Raw genomic sequence first — 22,198 nt, 5'->3', positions numbered from 1 at the left:
ACCGTTCCGGTGGGTCCGGTGGGCCCGGTAGGTCCGGTGGGACCAGTGAGACCGGTGGGTCCAGTAGGCCCGGTGGGACCAGTGAGACCGGTAGGTCCAGTGGGGCCGGTGGGTCCGGTGGGTCCAGTGGGTCCAGTAGGCCCGGTGGTTCCGGTAGGACCAGTGGGTCCAGTAGGGCCGGTGAGTCCGGTAGGTCCAGTGGGGCCGGTGGCACCAGTAGGCCCAGTAGCACCAGTGGCTCCGGCAGGACCCATAGTACCCATAGGGCCAGTGGGTCCAGTAGGCCCGATAGGCCCCGTAGGGCCAGTGGCCCCGTCAGCGCCGGTGGCACCTGTGGTTCCAGTAGGTCCCATGGGACCCATGGGGCCAGTGGGGCCGGTGGCACCAGTAGGCCCAGTAGCACCAGTGGCTCCGGCAGGACCCATAGTACCCATAGGGCCAGTGGGTCCGGTAGGCCCGATAGGCCCCGTAGGGCCAGTGGCCCCGTCAGCGCCGGTGGCACCTGTGGTTCCGGTAGGTCCCATGGGACCCATGGGGCCAGTGGGGCCTTGGAAACAGCAGGTAGTAATGCAATGGCAGCGGCGGGGTTTATTTTCATTGGGGTAACAATTCATTCCCATCCCTCCAAAGGCATTGTATGCCAAAAGGGATAGGAGGGTGTATTTTTATCGTTCGATGCCGTCCCGGGCCAAAACGCCTTGCTCTGTATAGTAGTGACGAACTTCTTGCATTTCGGTGATCAGATCGGCTTTTTCCATCAAAGAGGAGGGCATATAGCGTCCTGTGAGCACCAGTTCCATTTCTTGAGGACGCCGTTCAATCAAGGCCAGTACATTTTCTTCCGGAATCAATCCGCATACAATGGCAATGCTGATCTCATCCAGGATCATCACATCATATTGGCCACTTTTCATCAACTGGGCCACATGATCAAGCCCTTCCTGGGCGGCTTGCCGGTCGCCCTCTTCCGGCGGACGGTCGATAAAGCAGCCTTTGCCCAAAAGTTCTATGGTAATCTGGGGCAGCACCTGTTCCATCAGACGAACTTCGCTGTATTTCATATCCTTGACAAATTGGCCGATATAGACCTGTAATCCGGCTCCGGCGGCCCGCAGGGCCAGGCCCATGGCCGCTGTGGTTTTTCCCTTTCCATTGCCGGTATAGATCTGCAAATATCCTTGTTTCATATCTTTCCTCTTTTCTTCAAATGGAAGAAACCGGCCCTTTCCGCAGAAAGGGCCGGTCTGGAGCCTTTCAATAAGGCTTTTCGATTTTAAAGGACAAATTCTCCCTGGCGAATCACCTGTACATCGTCCAGATACAGGTCGGGCTTCAGAATGATGCCGTCCATATGGCAATCGGCTTTGTTTACGCCGCCGAAAGAAGTATTGGTGCCAAAGGCAATGTGCACGGTGCCATACACCTTCTCGTCCTCCAGGATGATGCCACGCAGGATGGCTTTTTCATTGGTGCCGATGCCCAGTTCGCCCACGGTGCCGTTTTCCGGCTTTTGCAGCAGGATAGAGAGTTTGCCGTCGTCTCCTTCCACGCTTTGCAGCACGCCGTCTTTGATGTGCACCGTGATGGGCTTTTCCAGCTTACCCACGCCCACCATGCTGCCATCAATGACCATGCTGCCGTTGACTCCATTTTCCATAGGAGCGATATAGGCCTCGCCGGAAGGCAGGTTGCCGCTCTGGCCCTTTTCCCGGTAGACGCCGGGGGAGGGGATGCCTTTGCGGCCCCTCAGATCCAGGGTGAGAGTGTGGCCGTCTTTGCAGATGCGGGCAGTGCTGGCTGTTGTAAGCATTTCGGTCAGAGTACCGGTGAGTTTTTCCACCTGGTCATAATCGGCAGTGATGGCTCCTTCCTGGAACATCTCCTGGGTGATGCCGGGCATGGTGGCCAGGCGGGCGCCATTCTTCACAGCATTGATCCGGGCATTGGTGTGGGTGAGGGATTTGTCTGTGGGACAGATGATCACCTGGGCCACCGCCATGGCAGCGGCCACCGGAGCGGGAGGCTCTTCGCCGGAAACAGAGCGGGGAGCCATTTGCATCAGCATGGCTTCGGCTCCCAGAGCCTGAGCACCTTCATACAGGGCCCGGCCGATTTCCGGGCGGCTGTCATCGGTGACGATGAGAACGGTCTCGCCTGCCTGCACAGCCAGGCTGGAGCGCAGTACCGATTTTGCATTTTCCACAAGATCCATTGATTGTTCCTCCTGAATTGATTTGGGCGGCGCAGGCTGTGCGCCGCCCAACATATTTTTGGCTCTTACAAAAGCTCCATGGCCACCCGGGCCAGGAGAGTGCGGGGCAGAATCACCCGTTTTCCGGTTTCTTCCTGAAAGATCTCTTTCATCTTTTGGGTATAGCCGATGCAGTCCAGAATCACCATATCGCAATCGGTTTCCGCCACCTGTCTGGCGCACTGACGCACACCTGCTTCCCCTTCATAAGGGGAAACGGCAAAGGAAACCGGCTCCTGAAGATAAAGTTTCCATTTTTCCAGGCTCTGGTCCTTTTGCAGGGGTGAGGGATTGACAATAGCGGTTTTTCGGGAGGAAATGGCCGGGGCCATGCCCTTGAGCACCCGGCCGGGGAAAAGCAGGGGTACCCGGCTTTGGAAGGTGTCGGGAAAATCCCCGGTGCAGAAAAAGAGGATCAGACGGCATCCTGCATCTTCCAGCTCCGTGATGGCATTTTGCAGCCGGGGGAGCACATATTTTTCGGCAAAAGTCACCGAAGAACCGTCCGTGAGGCGGGAAACCAGCACATAGTCTCCCTCTTCCGGCTGGAAAGCGGCAATGTCTTCCCGGGTCAGCCCGTCCAGGCCGCCCCTTTCCAAAAGCTCCACACCGGGGAGCAGGGGCAGGATATCCGCTGTTACATCCACCCGGGGAGCCTGTCCCACGGTGACTGCTCCGATTTTTACCGAAGGCATGATTAGTTCCTCCCCTTGGTCTGGAAATGACCCATGGGGCCATACAGCTTCTGGATGAGGGCATATTCTTCCTCATCGTAGAACTTGCAGTCACCCTTGCCAAAGTACTTGGCCACTTCCAGCATGAAGCGGGCGGCTTCTTCGCAATCCACGAAGTGGGTGGCGCCGGTGGCGCAGCCGGCCACAGTGGTTTCGGTGGTGATGGCCACGCCTACCACAGGAGCATTGGTGGCAGTAGCGGGCTGGAGGATGCTGTTGAGGTGGTACAGGCCGTTGCCATAGGGGGTGATGTCCTGCTGAGACAGGGCAAACACATAGGGCAGGCGGCCGGTGGAAGTCTGCATGATATCCAGCAGATCATCGCTGACCTTCAGGATATAGCCTTCCTTGACGGTGGGGGAGATGGCAAAGCCACGGGTGTTGATGATCCGGTTGCCCTTGGTGGTGTCCACCACCAGGATGGCGTCCAGCTCGGGGGTGACTTCGGCCTGGTTCACCTGGGCCATGTCCAGGGGAGAACCCATGAAGGGTACCGGCTTATGGGGCTGGGTGGGAGCATCGGGGCATACATGGGTGGAAATGAACACATCTCCTTCCAGATAGTCACCTTTCACCTGCATATCCAGCAGTTTTGCAGCCAGGGTCAGGGCCACCAGAGCGCCATCGCCATCGGAGACAAAACCGGTCATTTCCGGACGGGCGCCCAGGCCGCCCAGACGGCCCAGCAGGCCGATGGTGGGGGCTGTGCCGCCCTGGCTCTTGCCGTTTTTGCCGGGGATGCGCACCTTCACCATATCGGTGGAGCCTTTGGCGCCGGAGAGCACCTGAATTTCCACATTGGCGTCCGCCTTGATGGAGCGCAGATAGTCAGCCACCTTCTGGCCGCTGGCAGTGCTGCTGTCCAGGATATCATAGACCTCAGTCAGTTGTTTGAGAAGCATTCTTTTTTCCACCTTTCTTTTTGGAGAGTTCTCCAATTCTCTCCCCATCTTACCACACAAAAAAGCGCCTGGCAAGGGAGCCAGGCGCTTTTTTGCAGAAATGGGCAATTTAAAAGCCGGAAGGCAGAGTATAAAAGGCGGGAGTCTCTCCCTCCTCTGCCAGAAGTTCCACTCCTTGCAGGAGAAATCCCCAGCCAGGGCGGATAAAATGGAGGGAAAGAAGCTGGCCGCTTCCTGTATCCAGAGCATAGAAGCAGTCCCGCATTCCCCAATCACCGGGCAGCTTGCTTTGCCGGGAGCCTTCCAGATAACCATAGAGCACGCCGCCCTCCATCACCAGGAAAGGACAGCCCTGCCACACCTCTATTTCATCCTGAGGAATGTCCAGGTGATAAGTGATGGAGTCTTTTTCCTTCCAGTCAAAATCATAGGAATACAGGATCACCTGGCGGAGGGAAGAGGTGTTGGCCAGAAAATAGCCCTCCGGCGTCATCAGCAAATGGGATACAGGCTGTGTCAGCGGCAGGGAAAACAGCTGTCCGGTGGCAAAATCGTATTGCCCCAAAAGTTTTTCGCTGCCCCGGGTGTAGAAAAACAGCAGCCGGTCCCGGATGTCGTCATAGAGCACCCGGTCCTCCATCAGGAAACCTGCTTGCAGACTGGAGCGGGGGAAGGGCTTATTTTGGCTCTTCCCGGTGTTCAGATCCAGAAGGGTGAGGAAGGGATCGTCCTCTTCCGGGAGGCGATAGAGCCAGATCCCCTTTTCCCAGGCTCCCACATGGGCCAGGGATTCAGAGGGGCTCGTTTTTTCCAAGGGGAAAAACTGAAAATCTTGTCCCTGTTTCAGCAGCACCTGCCAGCTAAGACTGCTTTCCTCCGGCAGATTATACACATAGACCTGGCCTTGAGGGATGGTTTGGGCAAATACCAGGCAGCTGGTGTAATAGGACATTTTTTCTAGAGCTTCTCCTTCTTCCTGGGGGCAGAAACCCTGGTAGATTCCATAGGCGGGGATGCCTTTGCCTTCCTTGTTCCATTCTCCCTCTTGCAAGGTGTAAAGGTTGGTGCGGGCCTCCGGTTTGCGGACATCCTGGTAGGAAAAGCGGGGATACAGATTGCCGCTTCCGGACAGAGGAGAATGGTGGAAAAAGCCCATGAAGTAAAAACGCCACAAAAGGACGCCGCCCAAAACAATCAGAAATCCCAAAAGGATGGGAGAGATCCATTTCCCTTTGATCTTCACACGGAGCACCTCCTCTCATACAAAACAAAAGGGATACTTTAGTTCAGTATAAGAGAAAAGAGAGGAAATGTCAATGGTTTCCGGTTTCGTCCTCCTCTTCCTCGTCCCAGCGAAGGAACAGACGCTGTACCAGGCGGAGACGGCGAAGGGCTTCTCTTTTTTCGGCCCGGGCCTTGTGGACTTGCTCCATGGCCTTCTCCAGCTCTTCACGGGTGGCGTGAAGGGCCTGCTTCTGGGCCTTCCGCAAAAGGGAGAGGGTGCGCTTATATTCCTGCCGGGCTTTTTTCAGCCGAAGGGTCAAAGCATGAGGACGGGCCTGCCAATGGGGGTAGGCATGGAGCAGACGGCGGAGAAGCCGTTTGTCCCGCAGCACCTGGCGTACGGCCTGGGCGATTTCTTCGGTGTTGTCGCCCTTTTGGGTATCGATGTGCTTTTTCAGCAGGTTCATCACGGTGAAGGACAGGCCGCAGTCACCGATAAACAGCACCCACAGGGTCCAGACCAGGATGGCCATCACAAAGAGGGGGATGCGGGAAACCCAGGAGAAGAAGAAGGGATCCACCACCCGGACGATAATGGCAGAGGCCAGACCGAAGAGGATCAGGTTTCCCATCCATACCCGGCCGTGAAGGTTCATGGGTTTTTGGGAATAATCCCACCAGCGGGCGTGAAAGAGTTTTTCCAGATACCAGCTGGTGAAGTATTCCAGGCCGCCGCACAGGAAGAAGCCGGCCAGAAACACATCGCCCCAGGTGCCCCGGTAGCCCAGAAGGCCGCCCACCACAATGGTGACAAAGGTGACGCCGCAGCCATAGATGGGGCACCAGGGCCCCAGCAGAAAGCCCCGGTTGACCAGACGCCGGTATTCAATGGACACCAGCACCACTTCCATCACCCAGCCCAGAAAGGAAAAGAGGAAAAAAAGCAGAGAGAGCTGATAAAACAGTTTCACAAAAGTTGTCTCCTTTGCATGAGATTTTGATGGATTTCAAAATGGAAAAGATGAAAGACAGCATACACCTTGGAGGCTTCCAGGTCAAGGGGTGGAACATAAAAATTTTCCCAGAGAAGAAACCCCACTCCCAGTCCTTGATTTTGGACGGGGGGTGGGGTATGATAAAAGCAAATATGCAAACAAAAGGAGCGGCGGAACATGCGATTGGAACGAATTACCTGGAAACAGGCGGAACGCTATTTCAAAGATCACCATACGGCGGTCATTCCCATCGGGAGCATCGAAAACCATGGTTCACATCTGGCGTTGGGCACCGATTTTCTCATTCCTTCCCATTTGACCGGGGCCATTGAGGAAAAGTGCGATGTGCTCATTGTCCCGGCCGTTCCTTATGGGGTGGCAGACCATCATTTCGGATTCCCCGGCACCGTTTCTTTGGGCTATGACGGCCTGCGTCTGGTGCTGGAAAAGATCACCGACTGTTTGTATCGTTATGGCGTGCGCCGCTTCGTTTTTCTCAATGGCCATGGAGGCAACGATCAGGCCATTCTGGACACTGCCCTGCAGCTGGAGGACAAAGGCGCTCTGGGCGCTTTGCTCAACTGGTGGCAGCTGGCGGGAGAGCTGGAGCCCAAATGGAAGGGCGGTCATGGCGGCGGTGAAGAGACGGCGGCCATCCTGGCCATCGATCCCAGCCTGGTACATATGGAGGATTATATGCCCCTTGAGCCTCAGGATATCTCCGCAGGGCTGCCCACTTCCGGCGTCAAGACCGTGCGGTATCAGGGCATTGATGTGACGGTGCAGCGTCACTTTGGTTCTGTGACCCCCTCCGGCTGGTTCGGGCCGGATGATCCCAAGGATGCCACCGAGGAATGGGGCCGGGAAATGCTCCAAAGAGTAGGAGAGTTCATCACCGGCTTCATCAATGAATTTGACAAAGTGCCTCTGGAGGGGCGCAAATAGGATGCCTCAGCCCCTTTTTCAGTTGGATGCCGTTTTGAACCGGAAGCTCTATCTGAGCCTGCAAAAAGTCTATTTCCGTCAGTTTCGCCAAGGGTACCGCAGGGCCTGGGTGGCCGCGGCCCTGGCGTTGGCTGCGGTGGCCGGGCTGTTCGCCCGATCGGGGGACAGCCTGGGCTGGGTCTATGCCATTTTGGCGCTGTTGGCCATTTATGCTGCGCTATGGGGCTGGCACCTGCCTGCCTTATGGAACCTGACCCGGATGAAAAAGCAGCTGGGAAAAAAGGTGCTTTTTGCTTTTTGGGATTTTGGCCTGGAACGCACCGGGCCGGGAGGGGAGCGGCTGATTCCTTGGCGGGAAGTGACCCATGTGCTGGAAACGCCGGAGGGATGGGGACTTTTGTGCCGCAGCCATCTGCTGGCCTGGGGGGATCGTCCGCGGAGTGGGGAAGAAAAGGTCTGTTCTTTTGATTTGCCGGTCTTTCTTTCTTTTCTGAGGGAAAATGCATGATGCCGCCAAATGGGAAAACCATGGGAGCAAAAGAAAAGGAAGGCAATAAGATGAAAAAAGAGCCTCTTTTTCGATATGCCCAGCGGGAAGATATTCCGTTAATTTTGCAATTTATCAGAGAACTTGCCGATTATGAAAAAATGCTGGATGAAGTGGTGGCCGATGAAAAGACACTGGAAGAATGGCTGTTTCAGCGGAAAAAGGCCGAGGTCATTTTTGCAGTGATAGAGGGAGAAGAAGTGGGATTTGCTCTGTTCTTCCACAATTTCTCCACTTTTCTTGGCCGGGCCGGCCTTTACCTGGAAGATCTTTATGTAAAGCCGGAGCATCGGGGGAAAGGGTACGGGAAAGCCATATTGCAAAAACTGGCCGCCATTGCCGTAGAGAGAAAATGCGGCCGTTTGGAATGGTGGTGCCTGGACTGGAACAAACCCAGCATTGAATTTTATCGCTCCCTTGGTGCAGAGCCCATGTCCGATTGGACGGTATACCGCATAGCCGGGAGTACTCTGGCCGGATTGGCCCAAGGGGAATAAGGAAAAAAGAAAAAGACCACATCACAAGATGCGGTCTTTTTTGGTCGGAGTATCGGGACTTGAACCCGAGGCCTCTTGGTCCCGAACCAAGCGCGCTACCAGCTGCGCTATACCCCGAAGAGGGCAAGCTGCTCCCTCGAGCAGACTGCCTTATTATTATAGGCATTGTAAGCCCCTTTGTCAAGAGCTGGCCGGGGAAGAATTTTCAAAAAAGCAAAAATAAGTCTGGACAAATGGGGGGAAGTTTTGTATAATGAATAGGCACAAAACGCTAGTATAGCTCAGTCGGTAGAGCAACGCATTCGTAATGCGTAGGTCGTCGGTTCGAATCCGACTTCTAGCCCCAGTGGGTGTGGGCTAACTTTTAAGCCGCTTGCCTTCCCGGCAAGAGATAGTGGTGCAAATCCGCTCACCCGCTCCAAAAGCCGTATGCCTTATGGTGTGCGGCTTTTTTTCTGTCCTTGACAAAAGGGCAGGAAAGGCCGTATAATGTTCCCTGTATAAAGGCTGTGAAGGGCAGGAGTATCCCGGTGAAGCGGCATAGAGAGGGCACGGTTGGTGGAAGTGCTCCCAAGGCGCCGGGGGAATGTGGTCCCTGAGCCGCAGGCTGAACCGCCCTTTGGGCACAGTAGGCCCCGCCGTCTGGCCCGCGTTAAGGGAAAAGGCGCTGTCTGGCGCCGGAGTGTGCGTTTTTTGACGCAAATATGGGTGGTACCGCGGAAGTGAATGTTTACCTCCGTCCCGTAACAACACGGGGCGGAGGTTTTTTGTTGATCAGCCGCCCTCGGCCATACTGCAAGAAAGAAGGAGTGAAGCCGAATATGGCAAAGGAACTGGAAAAGGTCTACGATCCCAAACAGACCGAAGACAGCGTCTATCGGTTTTGGGAGGAAAGCGGCTGCTTCAAAGCCGAAGTGGACAAGAATAAGAAGCCTTACAGCATCGTCATGCCGCCCCCAAATGTAACAGGGCAGCTGCACATGGGGCATGCCTTTGATGTGACCATTCAGGACGCCATCATCCGCCAGAAGCGGATGCAGGGCTATGAGGCCCTGTGGATGCCCGGCATGGACCACGCCGGCATCGCTACCCAGATCAAGGTGGAAGAATACCTGCGGGAGCAAGAGCACAAGACCCGCTACGACCTGGGAAGAGAGGAATTTCTCCGCCGGGTCTGGCAGTGGAAGGAAGAATACGGCGGAAGGATCCTGGATCAGCAGAAGAAGCTGGGCGCTTCTCCCGACTGGCGCCGCCGCCGCTTCACCATGGACGAAGGCTGCTCCAAAGCGGTGCGTCAGACCTTTGAAAACCTGTATAAAAAGGGCCTGATCTACCGGGGCAGCCGGATCATCAACTGGTGCCCCCACTGCGCCACCGCTCTGTCCGATACCGAAGTGGAATACAATGAGCAGCAGGGCCATCTGTGGCACATCAAGTACAAGGTTCAGGAGACCGGGGAGGACATGATCATTGCCACCACCCGTCCTGAGACCATTCTGGGCGACACCGGCATTGCCGTCAATCCGGAGGATGAGCGCTATACCCATCTCCATGGCAAGCACGCCATTCTGCCCCTGGTAGGCCGTCTGCTGCCTATTTTCCCCGACGATTATGTGGAAAAGGACTTCGGCACCGGCTGCGTCAAGGTCACCCCCTGCCATGACCCCAACGACTTTGACATGGGCCAGCGTCACGGCCTGGAACAGATCCTGATCCTGGACAACGACGCCAAGATCAACGAGAACGGCGGCAAATACCAGGGCATGGACCGGTATGAAGCCCGGAAGGCCATCCTGGCCGACCTGGACGCCATCGGCGCTTTGGTGAAAACCGAGGATTACAGCCACAATGTGGGCACCTGCTACCGCTGCGGCACTACTGTGGAGCCCCTCACCTCTGCCCAATGGTTCGTCAAGATGAAGCCTTTGGCCGAAGAGGCCATCCGGGTGGTGAAAGAGGGCCGGATCAAGTTTGTTCCCGAGCGCTTCACCAAGATCTATATGAACTGGATGGAGAATGTGCATGACTGGTGCATCTCCCGTCAGCTGTGGTGGGGCCATCAGATTCCCGCCTGGTACTGCGACGACTGCGGCCATGTGACGGTGAGCAAAGAGGATGTGTGCCAGTGCGAAAAGTGCGGCAGCAAGAATATCCATCAGGAAGAGGATGTGCTGGACACCTGGTTCAGCTCGGGCCTGTGGCCTTTCTCCACCATGGGCTGGCCGGAGAACACACCGGAGCTGTCCTATTTCTATCCCACCGATGTGCTGGTCACCGGCTATGACATCATCTTCTTCTGGGTGGCCCGTATGGTGTGCATGGCCATGGCCGAGATGGGCGAAATCCCCTTCAAGACGGTGTATATCCATGGCCTGATCCGGGACGCTCAGGGCCGGAAAATGTCCAAATCCCTGGGCAACGGCATCGATCCCCTGGAAGTTATCGACCACTATGGCGCCGATGCCCTGCGCTTTACCATCTGCACCGGCAACAGCCCGGGAAATGACACCCGCTTCAGCGAGGAAAAGGTGGAGGCCAGCCGGAATTTCTGCAACAAGATTTGGAACGCCAGCCGGTATGTGCTGATGAACCTGAACATCGAAAAGGCCGGTCTGCCGGAAGAGCTGACTCTGGAGGATAAATGGATCCTCTCCCGCTATAACGATTTGGTGCGGGAAGTCACCGACAATATGGACCGCTTCGAGCTGGGCATTGCCGCTGAAAAGCTGTATTCCTTCATCTGGGATACCTACTGCGACTGGTATATCGAGCTGACGAAGCCTCGTCTCCAGAACAGAGAGGAGAAAAAGGCCCACGAGGGCGCCCAGCGGGTGCTGGCTTATGTGCTCTCGGGCACCATGCAGCTGCTCCATCCCTTCATGCCCTTCATCACCGAGACCATCTGGCAGGCCCTGCCCCACGAAGGTCCTTCCATCATGGGCAGCCAGTGGCCGGAATACAGCCAGAGCCTGTCCTTTAAGGAAGAGGAAAAGCAGATGGAAGTGCTGATGGAGATGATCCGGGCCATCCGCAACCGGCGCAGCGAAATGAATGTGCCGCCCTCCAAAAAGGCCCAGCTGATGTTCTCCGGGGAGAAGGCCGCACTGTTTACCGCGGCAGCACCTCTGGTGGAGCGGCTGGCCTACGGCTCTCAGGTGAGCCAGGTGGAGGCGGATACCGATCTGTCTGGCACCGTTTCGGTGGTCACCGACAGCGCCACCTGCTATATGCCCATGCGGGAGCTGGTGGATATGGAGAAGGAGAAGGCCCGTCTGCAAAGCGAAAAGGAAAAGGCAGAGCAGAACCTGCAGCGTATTCTGGGCAAGCTGCAAAACGAGAGTTTTGTGCAGAAAGCCCCGGCCGCCGTGGTGGAAGCCGAGCGGCAGAAGGCCGAAAAAGCCCGTCAGCTCATCGCCAAGCTGGAGGAAAACCTGGCGAATATGAAATAAAGCCGGGAGGAAAGGCCATGATGACCTACCAGGAGGCAATGGATTTTATCAATCACATCCCCCACATCGGCAAACGCAATGGAGTCAATCGGGTGCGTCCCCTGCTGGAAAAGCTGGGGAATCCCCAGCAGCATCTTCGGTTTGTCCATGTGGCAGGCACCAACGGCAAGGGGAGCACCGTGGCCATGACGGCCTCGGTGCTCCATGAGGCCGGTCTGCGGGTGGGGATGTTTATCTCCCCTTATGTGGAGGATTTCCGGGAGCGAGTTCAGCTGGATGGACAGTGGATCTCAAAAGAGGATCTGGCGGAAGAGGTGAGCATCCTGGCCCCTCTGTTCCGTCAGCTTCAGCAGGAAAACAGGGCGGTCACCGAGTTTGAGTTTGACACCGCCATGGCCCTTCACTATTTTGCCCGAAAGAAATGCGATATGGTGGTGCTGGAAGTGGGCATGGGGGGCAAGCTGGATGCCACCAACTGCATCGATGCCCCTGATGTGAGCGCCATTGCGTCTGTTTCCTTTGATCATACCCAGTATCTGGGTAATACCCTGGCGGAGATCGCTGGGGAAAAAGCAGGAATCATCAAGATGGGCAGCCGGGTGGCCGTTTACCCCAAAGAGCCGGAAGAAGCCATGGAAGTGATCGGCAAGGTTTGCCGGCAACACAGCATCCGTCCCAATGTGCCCGATCTGTCCCAGCTGGAGATCCTTTCCTGCGGGGGAGAGGGGAGCGTCATCCGCTATAAAGGCAAAGATTTGCACATCCCCTTGCTGGGAGAGCATCAGATTTACAATGCCCTCACGGTATGCGCCATTTTTGAAGAGCTGAACGCCGGGGGCTGGGACTTTGACTGGGAGACTGTGCAGAAGGGCATTGAAAAAGCACGCTTCGGCGGCCGGCAGGAAGTGATCTGCCATGGGCCGTTGTGCCTGGTGGACGGCGCCCACAACCCGGACGGGGTGGACAGTCTGTGCCGCACCATCGACCGTTTTTTTGCCGGAAAACAGGTAACTGTGGTCATGGGGATGCTGGAGGACAAGGACTACGTCTACGGCCTTTCCCAGCTGGCCCAAAGGGCCAGCCGGTTTATCGCCGCCACCCCACAGGATACCCCTCGGGCGCTGCCGGCGGAGAAGGCAGCGGAGATTGCCCGGAAGTATTGCGAAAAGGTGGAAGCGGTGGACGATCCGGCCCAGGCCGCTTTCCTGGCCAAAAGCCAGGCCGGGGCGGAGGATGTGGTCATCGCCTGCGGAAGCCTGTACATGATCGGCTATGCCAAGCAAGGTTTTCTGTGGGAAGAATAAAGATGAGCCGGGGAGAGTTTTGCTTTGATCTGTGGAAAGTCACGCAGAATGAAAAGCTTTGTTGTCCTACTGCGAATCGATCTACAAAAACCGGCGACCTGTGCGTCGGTTTTTGTACTTCTCAAGGGCGGGGTGACCCCGCAGGCAAACATTCTTTGCCTAGGCGTACACAACCTACCGGAGCAAAGAAAAAATGGGAGCGGCGGCTCGCCGCCAGACCCTTGCAAAAAAACGAAAAAGCGGCAAAAGCGCTTTTTCGGCACGCGCAAGCCGGGGAGAGTTTTCTCCCCGGCTTTTTCGCTAAAAACTGCGGTGTCCTTTTGCTACAATGGGGACAAGCCCAAAACGAAGAAAAAGGATGAAGCGTATGGTAATAGAGCAAAAAGAAGAAGGGCTGTCGGTCCTTCTGGAGGGAGAGCTGGGGCATCACGAAGCCCTCAGCGCCCTGCGCAGTCTGGAGGAGACCATCAGCCAGCAGAGCCCTTCCCGCCTGGAGCTGGATTTTTCCGGTGTCAGTTTTATGGACAGTTCGGGCATCGCCCTGGTGGTGCAGTCGGCCCGGCAGATGGGAGCCATTGGCGGCAGTCTGACCGTGCGGGGCGTTTCACGCCAGGCCATGCGGGTCTTTGATGCCGCCGGAATCCCCAGGATCGTCCGGTTTGTGGGGAAGGAGGAAAAAAGATGAAAAAACCCCTCAATTCCATGACAGTAACATTTGACAGCCGTTCGGTGAACGAAGGTTTTGCACGGGTATGTGCCGCTTCCTTTGTAGCCCAGCTGGACCCCACCATGGACGAGCTGAACGATTTGAAAACCGCCGTCAGCGAAGCGGTGACCAACGCCATCGTCCACGGCTATCCCGATTGTGTGGGAAAGATTACCCTGTCGGTAAAGATCTTTGAAAACAGTCTGGTGGAGATTCTGGTGCGGGATAAAGGGAGGGGGATCTCCGATATCGAAAAGGCCCGTCAGCCACTGTACACCACCGGGGGTAAGGAGCGCAGCGGCATGGGCTTTACCATCATGGAGAGCTTCATGGACCAGGTTACCGTCCGTTCCCAGCCTGGAAAAGGGACGGCAGTACGGATGAAAAAACGGCTTTCGGTGCGTCTGGGCGCCGGAGGGCAGGTTTGACCGCCCAGGAGGAACGGTGTGAGCTGATCCAAAAGGCCCAACAGGGAGACAAAGAGGCCATGGAACAGCTGGTGATCCAAAACAGCCCATTGGTGTGGAGCATTGTCCGCCGGTTTCTGGGGCGGGGAGTGGAAAAAGACGATTTGTACCAACTGGGGTGTATGGGGCTTCTGAAGGCGGTGGAGGGCTTTGATCCGGCCTTTGCAACGCAGTTTTCTACATACGCTGTGCCCAAAATTGCAGGGGAGATCCGTCGGTTTCTCCGGGACGACGGCCTTTTGAAGGTCAGCCGCAGCGTGAAGGAGAACCAGAATCGGGTTATGGCGGCCCGGGCCCGGCTGGAAAGTGTTCTGGGGAGAGAGCCTCGGCTTTCGGAAATCGCAGAGGAAACCGGGCTGACGCCGGAGGAGATCGCCGCCGGAGAGACAGCCTGCCAAAGCGCCCTGTCCCTCAATGCGGAATGGGGAGAGGATGGCTTTCGGCTGATGGATGTTTGCCCGGCTCCCGATGAGGAAGAGGACCGGGTGGAGCTTCTGGCCCTGCGGGAGGCCATGGCTCTGCTGCCCCAGCGGGAGCAAACGGTGCTTGCTTTGCGGTATTTCCGGGATCTGACCCAGCAGAAGGTGGCCCAGATCCTGGGGGTGTCCCAGGTACAGGTTTCCCGTATCGAAAAAAAGGCCATTGCAAAGGTGAAGAAAATCCTGGAAAATGGTGGGTAAACAAAAAAGCCGGTGAAAACCGGCTTTTTTAAGACTGCAGGGAAACTTATTTGCCTGGGGGAACCGTTTCTCCTACCCTTTATCAATCTGCAAAAAGCCGCGACCTGTGCGTGGCTTTTTGCACCTATCAAGGGGCCAGTGTGGCCGATTGAGCGCTGGAAGCGGCCAATCGGCTGCATGCAGCCCCTTGTAAAAACTCGAAAAAGTGGCTTGAGACACTTTTTCGACATGATCAAGCCGGTGAAAACCGGCTTTTTTGTTTAGCTATTTTCTTCCTCTTCCCATTGTTCCAGCAGCTTCCGGTCCTCCCGGGTCAGTTGAAGCTTCTGGAAGAGGTCGGGCCGCCGCTCCCGGGTGCGGAGAAGAGACTGGAGCCTGCGCCACTGAGCAATGTTTTTGTGATGGCCGGAAAGGAGCACATCGGGCACCCGACGGCCATGCCATTCTTCCGGCCGGGTGTACTGGGGATATTCCAGCACACCGGAGAAATGGCTTTCATCGGTAAAACTCTGGTCATCGGCCAGCACGCCAGGCACCATGCGGCACACCGCATCGGCAATGGCCACGGCGGCAATCTCACCGCCGGTGAGAACAAAATCCCCCAAGGAGATCTCCTCATCCACACATTCGTCGATGAAACGCTGGTCGATGCCTTCGTAATGGCCGCAAACCAGAATAAAACGGTCACGGGCCAAAAGCTCCTTGGCCTTTTCCTGGCAGAAGGGAGCTCCCTGGGGGGACATCAGGATGGTATGTACCTTTTCGCCCTCCCGCACCTCTTCCCAGGCCCGGTAAAGAGGATCGCACTGCATCACCATTCCCATGCCGCCGCCATAGGGATAGTCATCGGTGCGCCGGTGCTTGTCCAGAGTGTAATCCCGGATGTTGTGGGCTTTGATATCGATCAGGCCAAATTCCCGGCCCCGGCCGATGATGCTCTCTCCCAAAACCCCTTCGATCATGCCTGGAAACAGAGTAAGAATGTCAATTTTCATCGGGCAGCATCCCCGGAATGGTATTCAGTTCCAGACAGCGGTTTTCAAAATCCACCCGACTGACAAAGGCGGGCACGGCGGGGATGAGCACCTGTCCCCGGGGCGTGGCAATGCAGTACAGATCGGAAGCGGGGGAGGGGCGTACTTCTTCCAGCTGGCCGATGATCTGCTGGGTACGGGTGTCATAAACCGAAAAGCCGATGATATCGGCAATGAAATAGGCCCCTTCCTCCAGTTCTACCTGATCCCGGTCCAGATAGACTATTTTATTTTTCAGCGTCATGGCCTGGTCCAGGGAATCGATGCCCTCCAGCTTGCACAAGACGAAACTTTTATGGGGACGGCTCTGAGAGATGGAGTAAGCCGTACCATCGATATAAAGACAGGACAGCTGTTCAAAAAGCACCGGCGAATCGCACCAGGGATCGATTTTCACCTCTCCCCGCACGCCGTGGGTGTTGATGATGCGTCCGCATTCCAGCAGCTCGGGCATAGAGTATCTCCTCATTTCTTTTTGGTTATCAAAAAAGGAAAAAGGCCGTTTTGGAAAAACGGGGCTCCGCCTTTCCAAAACAGCCTCCGATGATCAGTCCAGGATCTCCACTGTGGTCCGCAGATTCTCCCGCAGGCCAGCGGCCTTGATCAGGGTGCGGATCTCTTTGGCGATGCGGCCCTGGCGGCCAATCACCTTGCCCATGTCCTCCTGGGCTACGCGAAGCTGGAGGTTCATGGTGTCGCCACTCATCACCGCCTCCACAGAAACCTGGTCGGGGTTATCCACCAGATGCTGGACGATATAGACAAGCAACTCTTTCATATCGGCATTCTCCTTTGATTAAAGAGCCCCGGCTTTCTTCAGAAGGGCGCGAACGGTGTCGGTGGGCTGGGCGCCGTTCTTGATCCACTGCTGGGCACGCTCAGCATCCACGCGGATCTCAGCAGGATGCACCAGGGGATTGTAGATGCCGATCTCCTCGATGAAACGGCCGTTGCTGGGATAGCGGGAATCGGCCACAACAATGCGGTAGAAAGGAGCCTTCTTGGCGCCCATTCTTCTCAGTCTGATCTTAACCATGATTGTACCTCCATGTTTTTACAAAAAATATTCTTTTTCTATGCCAAAATCGCCTTCCAGGGGAGAAGGGATGATGGATCAGTATCAGAAGGGCAGCTTCAGGCCACGCAGGCCCTTGCCCTTTCGCTTGGCCACGCCGGAAAACTGCTTCATCAGCTGCTGGGCGGCGTTGAACTGCTTGAGGAGCCGGTTCACATCCTCCACCTTCAGACCACAGCCGGCGGCAATGCGCTTTTTCCGGGAGAAATTCAGCACTTCCGGATTGTCCCGCTCGTAAGGGGTCATGGAAAGGATGATGGCTTCGGTGCGGGCCAGCTGCTTTTCGTCCACCTGAGCACCCTGCAAGGCTTTGCCTCCGGCGCCGGGGATCATGGCGGCGATGTCGGCCATGCTGCCCATACCCTTCAGCTGGCACAGCTGGTCATAAAAATCCGTCAGGGTCAGTTTCCCGGACCGCATCTTCTTTTCCAGCTCCTGGGCTTTCTTCTGATCAAAATTCTGCTGGGCCTTTTCGATCAGGCTCATCACATCACCCATACCCAGCAGGCGGGAAGCCATGCGGTCAGGGTAGAAGGGCTCCAAAGCGTCCAGCTTTTCGCCGGTGCCGCAGAATTTGATGGGTTTGCCGGTAACAGCCCGGACCGAAAGGGCTGCGCCGCCCCGGGCGTCGCCGTCCAGCTTGGAAATGAGCACCGAGTCGATGCCCAGCGCTTCGTCAAAGGCCGAGGCGGCGTTGACGGCATCCTGGCCGGTCATGGCGTCCACCACCAGCATGATCTCATGGGGGTGGAGAGCTTCTTTCAGCCGTTTCAGCTCATCCATCAGTTCTTCATCGATGTGGAGCCGGCCGGCGGTATCTACAATGAGAAGATCGTTGCCATGCTGCTTGGCATGGGCATAAGCGGCCTGGGCGATAGCCACCGGATCTCCCTGGCCCTGTTCGAACACCGGGATATCCAGCTGAGCGCCTACCACTTTCAGCTGATTGATGGCGGCGGGACGGTACACATCGCAGGCACAGAGCAAAGGCCGCTTGTTTTCCCGCTTTTTGTAATAGCCCGCCAGCTTTGCGGCGTTGGTGGTTTTACCGGCGCCCTGCAGGCCCACAAACATCACCACAGTGGGGGGATTGTTGGCCATGTGGATGCGGCTTTGGGTGCCGCCCATCAAAGCGGCCAGCTCATCATTGACGATCTTGATGACTTGCTGAGCCGGGGTCAGGCTTTCCAGAATTTCCACGCCCACCGCTTTTTCGGTGACGCGGGCGATAAAGTCCTTGACCACCTTGAAATTCACATCGGCTTCCAGCAGGGCCATACGGATTTCCCGCATGGCGGCCCGCACATCGGCTTCGGTGAGGCGGCCGCGGCTGCGCAGCTTTTGGAATACGCCGTTTAATTTTTCGCTGAGACTTTCAAAGGCCATGGGATTCCTCCGGGCTGAGCCCTATTCCGAAAGTTTGGCGGCCGTCTGCAAAATCAGGTCGGCCTGCTTTGCGATCTCGTAATTGCGGGGGCCCGACGCATTAGCCGAAACGATGAGGCGGGCGGCCTGGGCGATCTGGTCCACCTGGGTCTGGATGCCGGAATAGCGGCGCACCAGCTGGAGCCGGTCCTCAGTGTCCCGCAGAATGCTTTCTGCCCGGACAATGGCGTCCCGCACCCCCTGTCGGGTGATGCCGGCGATCTCGGAGATCTCGGTGAGGGACATATCCTCATTATAATAAAGGTCAAAGAGTTCCCGCTGTTTGTCGGTGAGCAGTTCGCCATAAAAATCAAACAGCATGGACATATGAAAAGTATCGCTTTTCATCCTTTGACCTCCTCACAATGTAAAGTGTCGTGCCTTTACAACGGTATGTATCTTAACATGGATCTTTGCTTCTGTCAAGATGAATAGTAAAAAAAGACCGCCCTGCGGCCGTGGCTTGAATTGTGGCGGAGGGTGTGCTATTCTGAAAAAAGCGGGTGGCTGAGGGCCGCTTGTGGGAAAAACGCAAGGAGGACGGAATATGGTCCATTATGTATCCTTCCCGGGACTTTTTGATAAGGTGTTCAAGCTCAACCAGGTAGCTTTTCATGTGGGGGGCTGGCCCATCCGCTGGTATGGCATCATCCTGGCCATGGCTTTTCTGCTGGGGGCTTTGTATCTGATGAAGCGGGCTCCAAAGTTTGAAACTGATCCCGATACCGTTATCGATCTGCTGATCATTGCTCTGCCCTGCGGCGTGCTGGGGGCCAGAGCCTATTATGTGTTCAACAGCTGGGACTATTATAAGGATCACCTGAATGAGCTGCTGTCCATCTGGAACGGGGGCCTTGCCATCTATGGCGGCGTCATCGTGGGGATTCTTATGGTGCTGCTCTTTGGCCGGAAGAACCGGCACCGGTTCAACATCCTGTCTTTCCTGGATGTGGGGGCTTTGGGGCTGCTCATCGGCCAGATCATCGGACGGTGGGGCAATTTTGTCAACGGGGAAGCCTTTGGCACCGCTACCAATCTGCCCTGGGGCATGGTGATCTCCCAGACCGCCACCGGCGGGGGAGCGGCTGTGCATCCCACATTCCTGTATGAATCCCTGTGGAACCTGCTGGGCTTCACAGTGCTGCATTTCTACTCGGGTCGCCGGAAATTCCGGGGGGAGATCTTCGCCTGGTACTGTGTATGGTACGGCTTTGGCCGGGGCCTGATCGAAGGATTGCGCACCGACAGCCTGTATATCGGCCAGACCAGCATCCGCATTTCCCAGGTGGTGGGTTTTGCCGGCTGCGTTGCCGGCGCCATCTTCCTGATCTGGATGTACTCCACCAAGGCATGGAAACGCATCCCGGCCTTTGATCTCAGCGCCCCGGGCCTTGTGCCCAAAGAGGGAGTGGAGGAAAAGGCAGAAGATCGTGAGGAAACGATCCAGGAGGAAAAAGGGGAGACGGAAGAAAAGGGAGAAGCGCTGTCTCAGGATGAGTCCGAGGATTCAAAGGGCGAATAAAAAAACGCCTGCGGGCGAAGAAAAGAGGGAGACCGGGAAACCGGAACAAAAATGGAAAATCTGATTTTAGCCATCAATGTGGTACTGCCGCTGTTTTTCACCATGGCCATCGGCTATTTTCTCCGGCAGATCCATATGGTGGACGAACCGCTGCTGAAAAAGCTGAACACCCTGGTGTTCAAGGTGTTTCTGCCCATTTTGCTGTTCACAAACATCTACCAGTCCGACCTGGAGTCCATGTTTGATCTGAAAACCATCTTTACTGCCGTCATTTCGGTGCTCGCCACCTTCGTGATCCTTTGTCTGGTGGTGCCGGTGATGGAAAAGGATGGTCCCCGGCGGGGCGTGATGGTTCAGGGCATTTTCCGCAGCAATTATATTTTGTTCGGCGTGCCCATTGTTTCCGGTGTGTTTGGTCAGGAGGGCCTGGGCGTGGTGTCCATCATCAGCGCCTTTGTCATCCCGCTGTACAATATGCTCAGTGTGGCTGCTTTGGAGACCTTCAGCCATGGCAAAATGAATGTGAAGAAGATCCTCAAAGGGATCATTACCAATCCCCTGATCATCGCTTCTTTGCTGGGCATTGTGTTCCTGGTGTTTCAGATCCCTCTGCCTCAGGCGGTGGAAGAGACCATCGTGGATATGGGACAAGTGGCCACCCCATTGGGTCTGGTGAGCCTGGGCGGGTTCTTTAAGTTCTCGGACACCAAGCGTTTTCTCCGTCAGCTGGTCATTATCGTAGTGGGACGGCTGCTCATTTGCCCGGCTATTTTCCTGCCCATCTTTGTGGCCATGGGCTTCCGGGATGTGGAGCTGATGGCTCTGGCCACCATGATGGGAGCACCCATTGCCGTTTCTTCTTTCATCATGGCTCAGCAGCAGGGGGCCGATGCCGATCTGGCCGGCCAGTCAGTGGCCTTCACCACACTGTTTTCGGTGCTTACCATGTTTTTGATCATCTTCGGTCTGAAACAGATGGGGCTGATTTGATAAAAAACCGGACGCGATTGCGTCCGGTTTTTTCTTTTTCTTTTAAGGCAGCTTTTTGTGGCAGTAAAACTGAGACAGAAGAGCCACCACAGCGCACAAGGCCAGATAAAGGGGAAAGAGCTTGTTCTGCACCGCACCCGATAGAATGATTAAAGAGCCGCAGAAGGCCAGCACAGGGATCCCTGTCCCTTGCCACCGGCTTTTGATCTGCCCTTTTTTATAAAGGCGGTAGATGGCAAAATAGAGCACCGGATAGAACAGGTAGCTGATGGCGATGGCGATTTCTGACACATCGCTGTTGGGAAGCAGGTTAAAGCGGGTGGCCAGATAGTGGAGAACCATCCAGATACAGCAGATGACAAAGGAGAACGCCGCAGAATACACCGGGATGCCCAGTTTGGGATGGATACGGGAAAGGGTGGAGGAAAAGGGCATCATCCCCTGGCGCAGGGAGAGGGAATAGGGCATACGGATGTAGCCCATCACCAGACCGTTGACAGTGCCCATCACCGAGATGACCACAAACACGGTAATGGCTTTGGCAAAGGTGTTGCCGAACAGGCTGGCCGCCGCCTCTGTCACATGGGCATCGCCCAGGGCCATCACTTGTTCCGGTCCCACATAGCAGGTGATGCCTACAAAATAGATGACATAGATGAGCAGAATGATCAGAGGGGCCGCCGTCAGCGCAATGGGCAGATTCCGCCGGGCATTTCTCACCTCATGGGAGATGGAGGTGGACACCACCCAGCCGTCATAGGAATAGGCGATGGGGCCTACGGCCGCCAGCCAACCAATGCCGGAAAGAGAAGAGGAGGACAGGCTGCGCAATCCGCCGATGGGATCGCCCCAGAGGATTCCGGCAATGCCCAGAAGAGCCAGCGGGATCAGTTTGACAACGGTGGAGAAGTTCTGGAAAAAGCCGCCCAGTTTGGCCCACAGCACATTATAGAGAAAGCACAGGGCGCAGAATACAAGGCCAATGAGGATCTGCTCTTCCAGACTGGCCTGGATGTTGAAGAGGATGGAACCATAGATCCCCACCACCCAGCTGACCACAATGGTGATGGTAGGATAGTAGATGAAGACCTGGAACCAGCCGAAAGCGCAGGCCCAGCGGGGACCGGCAAACTGTTCAAAATAGGTAAAGATTCCACCGGGCTTGTCGGTGCGGGAGGCCAGCTGCCCCATGGCCAGGCCGCCGAAAACAATGGCAATGGCAGCCAGAACAAAGACAAAAGCTCCCAGAACCACGCTGCCGCCAGTGGCCACCAGCACATTGTCGCTTTTGAAGAAAATACCCGAACCGATGCAGATGCCGATGATCATGGTGATGGCGGTGAAAAGACCATATCGCTTGTTGTTTTGTTCCATAATCAATCCCCCTGTTTTTACAGAATATGTACATTATGAAGGGCGGAGGTCTTTTTGTCAAACGGAAATGAAAAAAG

24 protein-coding genes, 3 tRNA genes and 1 other annotated feature are annotated in these 22,198 nt (G+C 56.0%); of the genes, 13 read left to right on the top strand and 14 right to left on the bottom strand.

Annotated elements, in window-relative coordinates:
* Positions 1-665: 665 nt before the first annotated feature.
* The 6 genes from H6A25_RS08375 to H6A25_RS08350 form a co-directional block, all read right to left on the bottom strand.
* Positions 666-1,187 carry a cob(I)yrinic acid a,c-diamide adenosyltransferase gene (locus H6A25_RS08375; protein WP_204751568.1) on the bottom strand — a complete coding sequence of 174 codons (522 nt, stop codon included), beginning with the start codon at positions 1,185-1,187 and terminating at the stop codon, positions 666-668.
* Between the two features lie 86 nt (positions 1,188-1,273).
* On the bottom strand, positions 1,274-2,212 hold the full coding sequence (locus H6A25_RS08370; protein WP_204751566.1) for an aminopeptidase: 939 nt from the start codon (positions 2,210-2,212) through the stop codon (positions 1,274-1,276).
* Positions 2,213-2,277: 65 nt separating this feature from the next.
* Positions 2,278-2,946 carry an AroM family protein gene (locus H6A25_RS08365; RefSeq protein ID WP_118425665.1) on the bottom strand — a complete coding sequence of 223 codons (669 nt, stop codon included), beginning with the start codon at positions 2,944-2,946 and terminating at the stop codon, positions 2,278-2,280.
* 2 nt (positions 2,947-2,948) lie between these two features.
* A complete protein-coding gene (locus H6A25_RS08360; RefSeq protein ID WP_118425667.1) occupies positions 2,949-3,887 on the bottom strand; it encodes a DUF1177 domain-containing protein in 939 nt (312 codons plus the stop codon).
* Positions 3,888-3,996: 109 nt separating this feature from the next.
* Entirely contained in the window at positions 3,997-5,130 is a 1,134-nt protein-coding gene (locus H6A25_RS08355) for a hypothetical protein (protein WP_204751564.1), read from the bottom strand.
* A gap of 70 nt (positions 5,131-5,200) precedes the next feature.
* Complete coding sequence (locus H6A25_RS08350) at positions 5,201-6,082, bottom strand: putative ABC transporter permease (RefSeq protein ID WP_204751562.1); 882 nt, start codon at positions 6,080-6,082, stop codon at positions 5,201-5,203.
* A 201-nt stretch (positions 6,083-6,283) separates the two neighbouring features.
* On the opposite strand from H6A25_RS08350, the gene H6A25_RS08345 reads away from it, so the two are divergent.
* From H6A25_RS08345 to H6A25_RS08335, 3 genes are read left to right on the top strand one after another with little or no spacing between them, the layout of a single operon-like run.
* Entirely contained in the window at positions 6,284-7,051 is a 768-nt protein-coding gene (locus H6A25_RS08345; RefSeq protein WP_204751560.1) for a creatininase family protein, read from the top strand.
* Between the two features lies 1 nt (position 7,052).
* Positions 7,053-7,559 (top strand): hypothetical protein, encoded by a 507-nt coding sequence (locus tag H6A25_RS08340; protein WP_204751559.1) that lies wholly within the window; start codon positions 7,053-7,055, stop codon positions 7,557-7,559.
* A 50-nt stretch (positions 7,560-7,609) separates the two neighbouring features.
* Positions 7,610-8,095: a GNAT family N-acetyltransferase gene (locus H6A25_RS08335; RefSeq protein WP_204751557.1), complete on the top strand. Its 486-nt coding sequence runs from the start codon at positions 7,610-7,612 to the stop codon at positions 8,093-8,095.
* Between the two features lie 41 nt (positions 8,096-8,136).
* On the opposite strand, the gene H6A25_RS08330 is transcribed toward H6A25_RS08335, so the two are convergent.
* Positions 8,137-8,212 (bottom strand) — tRNA-Pro (locus H6A25_RS08330).
* A 153-nt stretch (positions 8,213-8,365) separates the two neighbouring features.
* Between H6A25_RS08330 and H6A25_RS08325 the strand changes: the two genes are divergently transcribed.
* The 8 genes from H6A25_RS08325 (at position 8,366) to H6A25_RS08290 (ending at position 14,701) form a co-directional block, all read left to right on the top strand.
* Positions 8,366-8,441: transfer RNA gene (locus H6A25_RS08325), tRNA-Thr, on the top strand.
* A tRNA-Gly gene (locus tag H6A25_RS08320) sits at positions 8,442-8,516 on the top strand.
* A gap of 79 nt (positions 8,517-8,595) precedes the next feature.
* Positions 8,596-8,842 (top strand) — a binding site (T-box leader).
* Positions 8,843-8,916: 74 nt separating this feature from the next.
* Positions 8,917-11,544, top strand: coding sequence for a valine--tRNA ligase (locus H6A25_RS08315; RefSeq protein ID WP_204751555.1), 2,628 nt, complete (start codon positions 8,917-8,919; stop codon positions 11,542-11,544).
* A gap of 17 nt (positions 11,545-11,561) precedes the next feature.
* Complete coding sequence (locus tag H6A25_RS08310; protein ID WP_204751553.1) at positions 11,562-12,848, top strand: bifunctional folylpolyglutamate synthase/dihydrofolate synthase; 1,287 nt, start codon at positions 11,562-11,564, stop codon at positions 12,846-12,848.
* 2 nt (positions 12,849-12,850) lie between these two features.
* Positions 12,851-13,210: a hypothetical protein gene (locus H6A25_RS08305; protein WP_204751551.1), complete on the top strand. Its 360-nt coding sequence runs from the start codon at positions 12,851-12,853 to the stop codon at positions 13,208-13,210.
* Positions 13,211-13,215: 5 nt separating this feature from the next.
* A complete protein-coding gene (locus tag H6A25_RS08300) occupies positions 13,216-13,533 on the top strand; it encodes an anti-sigma factor antagonist (RefSeq protein WP_204751549.1) in 318 nt (105 codons plus the stop codon).
* On the top strand, positions 13,530-13,982 hold the full coding sequence (gene spoIIAB, locus H6A25_RS08295) for an anti-sigma F factor (protein WP_204751548.1): 453 nt from the start codon (positions 13,530-13,532) through the stop codon (positions 13,980-13,982). The genes H6A25_RS08300 and spoIIAB overlap by 4 nt, the downstream gene beginning before the upstream one ends.
* The gene (locus H6A25_RS08290) at positions 13,979-14,701 is read left to right on the top strand and encodes a sigma-70 family RNA polymerase sigma factor (protein WP_243423290.1); all 723 of its coding nucleotides are present in this window, start codon (positions 13,979-13,981) and stop codon (positions 14,699-14,701) included. Before spoIIAB ends, H6A25_RS08290 begins: the two co-directional genes overlap by 4 nt.
* A gap of 260 nt (positions 14,702-14,961) precedes the next feature.
* Here H6A25_RS08290 and trmD read toward each other — a convergent pair whose 3' ends face one another.
* The 6 genes from trmD to ylxM form a co-directional block, all read right to left on the bottom strand.
* The gene (trmD, locus tag H6A25_RS08285) at positions 14,962-15,696 is read right to left on the bottom strand and encodes a tRNA (guanosine(37)-N1)-methyltransferase TrmD (RefSeq protein ID WP_204751546.1); all 735 of its coding nucleotides are present in this window, start codon (positions 15,694-15,696) and stop codon (positions 14,962-14,964) included.
* Positions 15,686-16,189 carry a ribosome maturation factor RimM gene (gene rimM / locus H6A25_RS08280; RefSeq protein ID WP_204751544.1) on the bottom strand — a complete coding sequence of 168 codons (504 nt, stop codon included), beginning with the start codon at positions 16,187-16,189 and terminating at the stop codon, positions 15,686-15,688. The genes trmD and rimM overlap by 11 nt, the downstream gene beginning before the upstream one ends.
* Positions 16,190-16,282: 93 nt before the next feature.
* Positions 16,283-16,513, bottom strand: a complete 231-nt coding sequence (locus tag H6A25_RS08275) for a KH domain-containing protein (protein ID WP_204751542.1) — start codon at positions 16,511-16,513, stop codon at positions 16,283-16,285.
* A gap of 18 nt (positions 16,514-16,531) precedes the next feature.
* Positions 16,532-16,774, bottom strand: coding sequence for a 30S ribosomal protein S16 (gene rpsP / locus H6A25_RS08270; protein ID WP_118425688.1), 243 nt, complete (start codon positions 16,772-16,774; stop codon positions 16,532-16,534).
* Between the two features lie 81 nt (positions 16,775-16,855).
* Positions 16,856-18,196, bottom strand: a complete 1,341-nt coding sequence (gene ffh / locus H6A25_RS08265; RefSeq protein ID WP_204751540.1) for a signal recognition particle protein — start codon at positions 18,194-18,196, stop codon at positions 16,856-16,858.
* 21 nt (positions 18,197-18,217) lie between these two features.
* On the bottom strand, positions 18,218-18,583 hold the full coding sequence (gene ylxM, locus H6A25_RS08260) for a YlxM family DNA-binding protein (protein WP_204751538.1): 366 nt from the start codon (positions 18,581-18,583) through the stop codon (positions 18,218-18,220).
* A gap of 199 nt (positions 18,584-18,782) precedes the next feature.
* Between ylxM and lgt the strand changes: the two genes are divergently transcribed.
* Both lgt and H6A25_RS08250 read left to right on the top strand, forming a co-directional pair.
* Positions 18,783-19,757, top strand: a complete 975-nt coding sequence (gene lgt / locus H6A25_RS08255; RefSeq protein WP_204751536.1) for a prolipoprotein diacylglyceryl transferase — start codon at positions 18,783-18,785, stop codon at positions 19,755-19,757.
* A gap of 51 nt (positions 19,758-19,808) precedes the next feature.
* Positions 19,809-20,747, top strand: coding sequence for an AEC family transporter (locus tag H6A25_RS08250; RefSeq protein WP_204751534.1), 939 nt, complete (start codon positions 19,809-19,811; stop codon positions 20,745-20,747).
* A gap of 42 nt (positions 20,748-20,789) precedes the next feature.
* Here H6A25_RS08250 and H6A25_RS08245 read toward each other — a convergent pair whose 3' ends face one another.
* Positions 20,790-22,121, bottom strand: a complete 1,332-nt coding sequence (locus tag H6A25_RS08245) for an APC family permease (RefSeq protein WP_204751532.1) — start codon at positions 22,119-22,121, stop codon at positions 20,790-20,792.
* Positions 22,122-22,198: the final 77 nt, after the last annotated feature.

The sequence above is a fragment of the Intestinimonas butyriciproducens genome (assembly GCF_016901775.1).
Classification (GTDB): Bacteria; Bacillota; Clostridia; order Oscillospirales; family Butyricicoccaceae; genus Pseudobutyricicoccus.
Note: the sequence above shows the minus strand (reverse complement) of the source record. Positions and strands in the feature narration are given on the sequence as shown.

Coding starts and splice junctions, on each gene's coding strand:
- H6A25_RS08365 (WP_118425665.1), bottom strand. CDS start 2,946: ATGCCTTCGGTAAAAATCGGAGCAGTCACCGTGGGACAGGCTCCCCGG.
- H6A25_RS08305 (WP_204751551.1), top strand. CDS start 12,851: ATGAGCCGGGGAGAGTTTTGCTTTGATCTGTGGAAAGTCACGCAGAAT.
- H6A25_RS08315 (WP_204751555.1), top strand. CDS start 8,917: ATGGCAAAGGAACTGGAAAAGGTCTACGATCCCAAACAGACCGAAGAC.
- H6A25_RS08245 (WP_204751532.1), bottom strand. CDS start 22,121: ATGGAACAAAACAACAAGCGATATGGTCTTTTCACCGCCATCACCATG.
- H6A25_RS08370 (WP_204751566.1), bottom strand. CDS start 2,212: ATGGATCTTGTGGAAAATGCAAAATCGGTACTGCGCTCCAGCCTGGCT.
- trmD (WP_204751546.1), bottom strand. CDS start 15,696: ATGAAAATTGACATTCTTACTCTGTTTCCAGGCATGATCGAAGGGGTT.
- H6A25_RS08310 (WP_204751553.1), top strand. CDS start 11,562: ATGATGACCTACCAGGAGGCAATGGATTTTATCAATCACATCCCCCAC.
- H6A25_RS08360 (WP_118425667.1), bottom strand. CDS start 3,887: ATGCTTCTCAAACAACTGACTGAGGTCTATGATATCCTGGACAGCAGC.
- H6A25_RS08345 (WP_204751560.1), top strand. CDS start 6,284: ATGCGATTGGAACGAATTACCTGGAAACAGGCGGAACGCTATTTCAAA.
- H6A25_RS08335 (WP_204751557.1), top strand. CDS start 7,610: ATGAAAAAAGAGCCTCTTTTTCGATATGCCCAGCGGGAAGATATTCCG.
- H6A25_RS08375 (WP_204751568.1), bottom strand. CDS start 1,187: ATGAAACAAGGATATTTGCAGATCTATACCGGCAATGGAAAGGGAAAA.
- ffh (WP_204751540.1), bottom strand. CDS start 18,196: ATGGCCTTTGAAAGTCTCAGCGAAAAATTAAACGGCGTATTCCAAAAG.
- spoIIAB (WP_204751548.1), top strand. CDS start 13,530: ATGAAAAAACCCCTCAATTCCATGACAGTAACATTTGACAGCCGTTCG.
- rimM (WP_204751544.1), bottom strand. CDS start 16,189: ATGCCCGAGCTGCTGGAATGCGGACGCATCATCAACACCCACGGCGTG.
- H6A25_RS08300 (WP_204751549.1), top strand. CDS start 13,216: ATGGTAATAGAGCAAAAAGAAGAAGGGCTGTCGGTCCTTCTGGAGGGA.
- H6A25_RS08250 (WP_204751534.1), top strand. CDS start 19,809: ATGGAAAATCTGATTTTAGCCATCAATGTGGTACTGCCGCTGTTTTTC.
- H6A25_RS08275 (WP_204751542.1), bottom strand. CDS start 16,513: ATGAAAGAGTTGCTTGTCTATATCGTCCAGCATCTGGTGGATAACCCC.
- lgt (WP_204751536.1), top strand. CDS start 18,783: ATGGTCCATTATGTATCCTTCCCGGGACTTTTTGATAAGGTGTTCAAG.
- H6A25_RS08340 (WP_204751559.1), top strand. CDS start 7,053: ATGCCTCAGCCCCTTTTTCAGTTGGATGCCGTTTTGAACCGGAAGCTC.
- ylxM (WP_204751538.1), bottom strand. CDS start 18,583: ATGAAAAGCGATACTTTTCATATGTCCATGCTGTTTGATTTTTATGGC.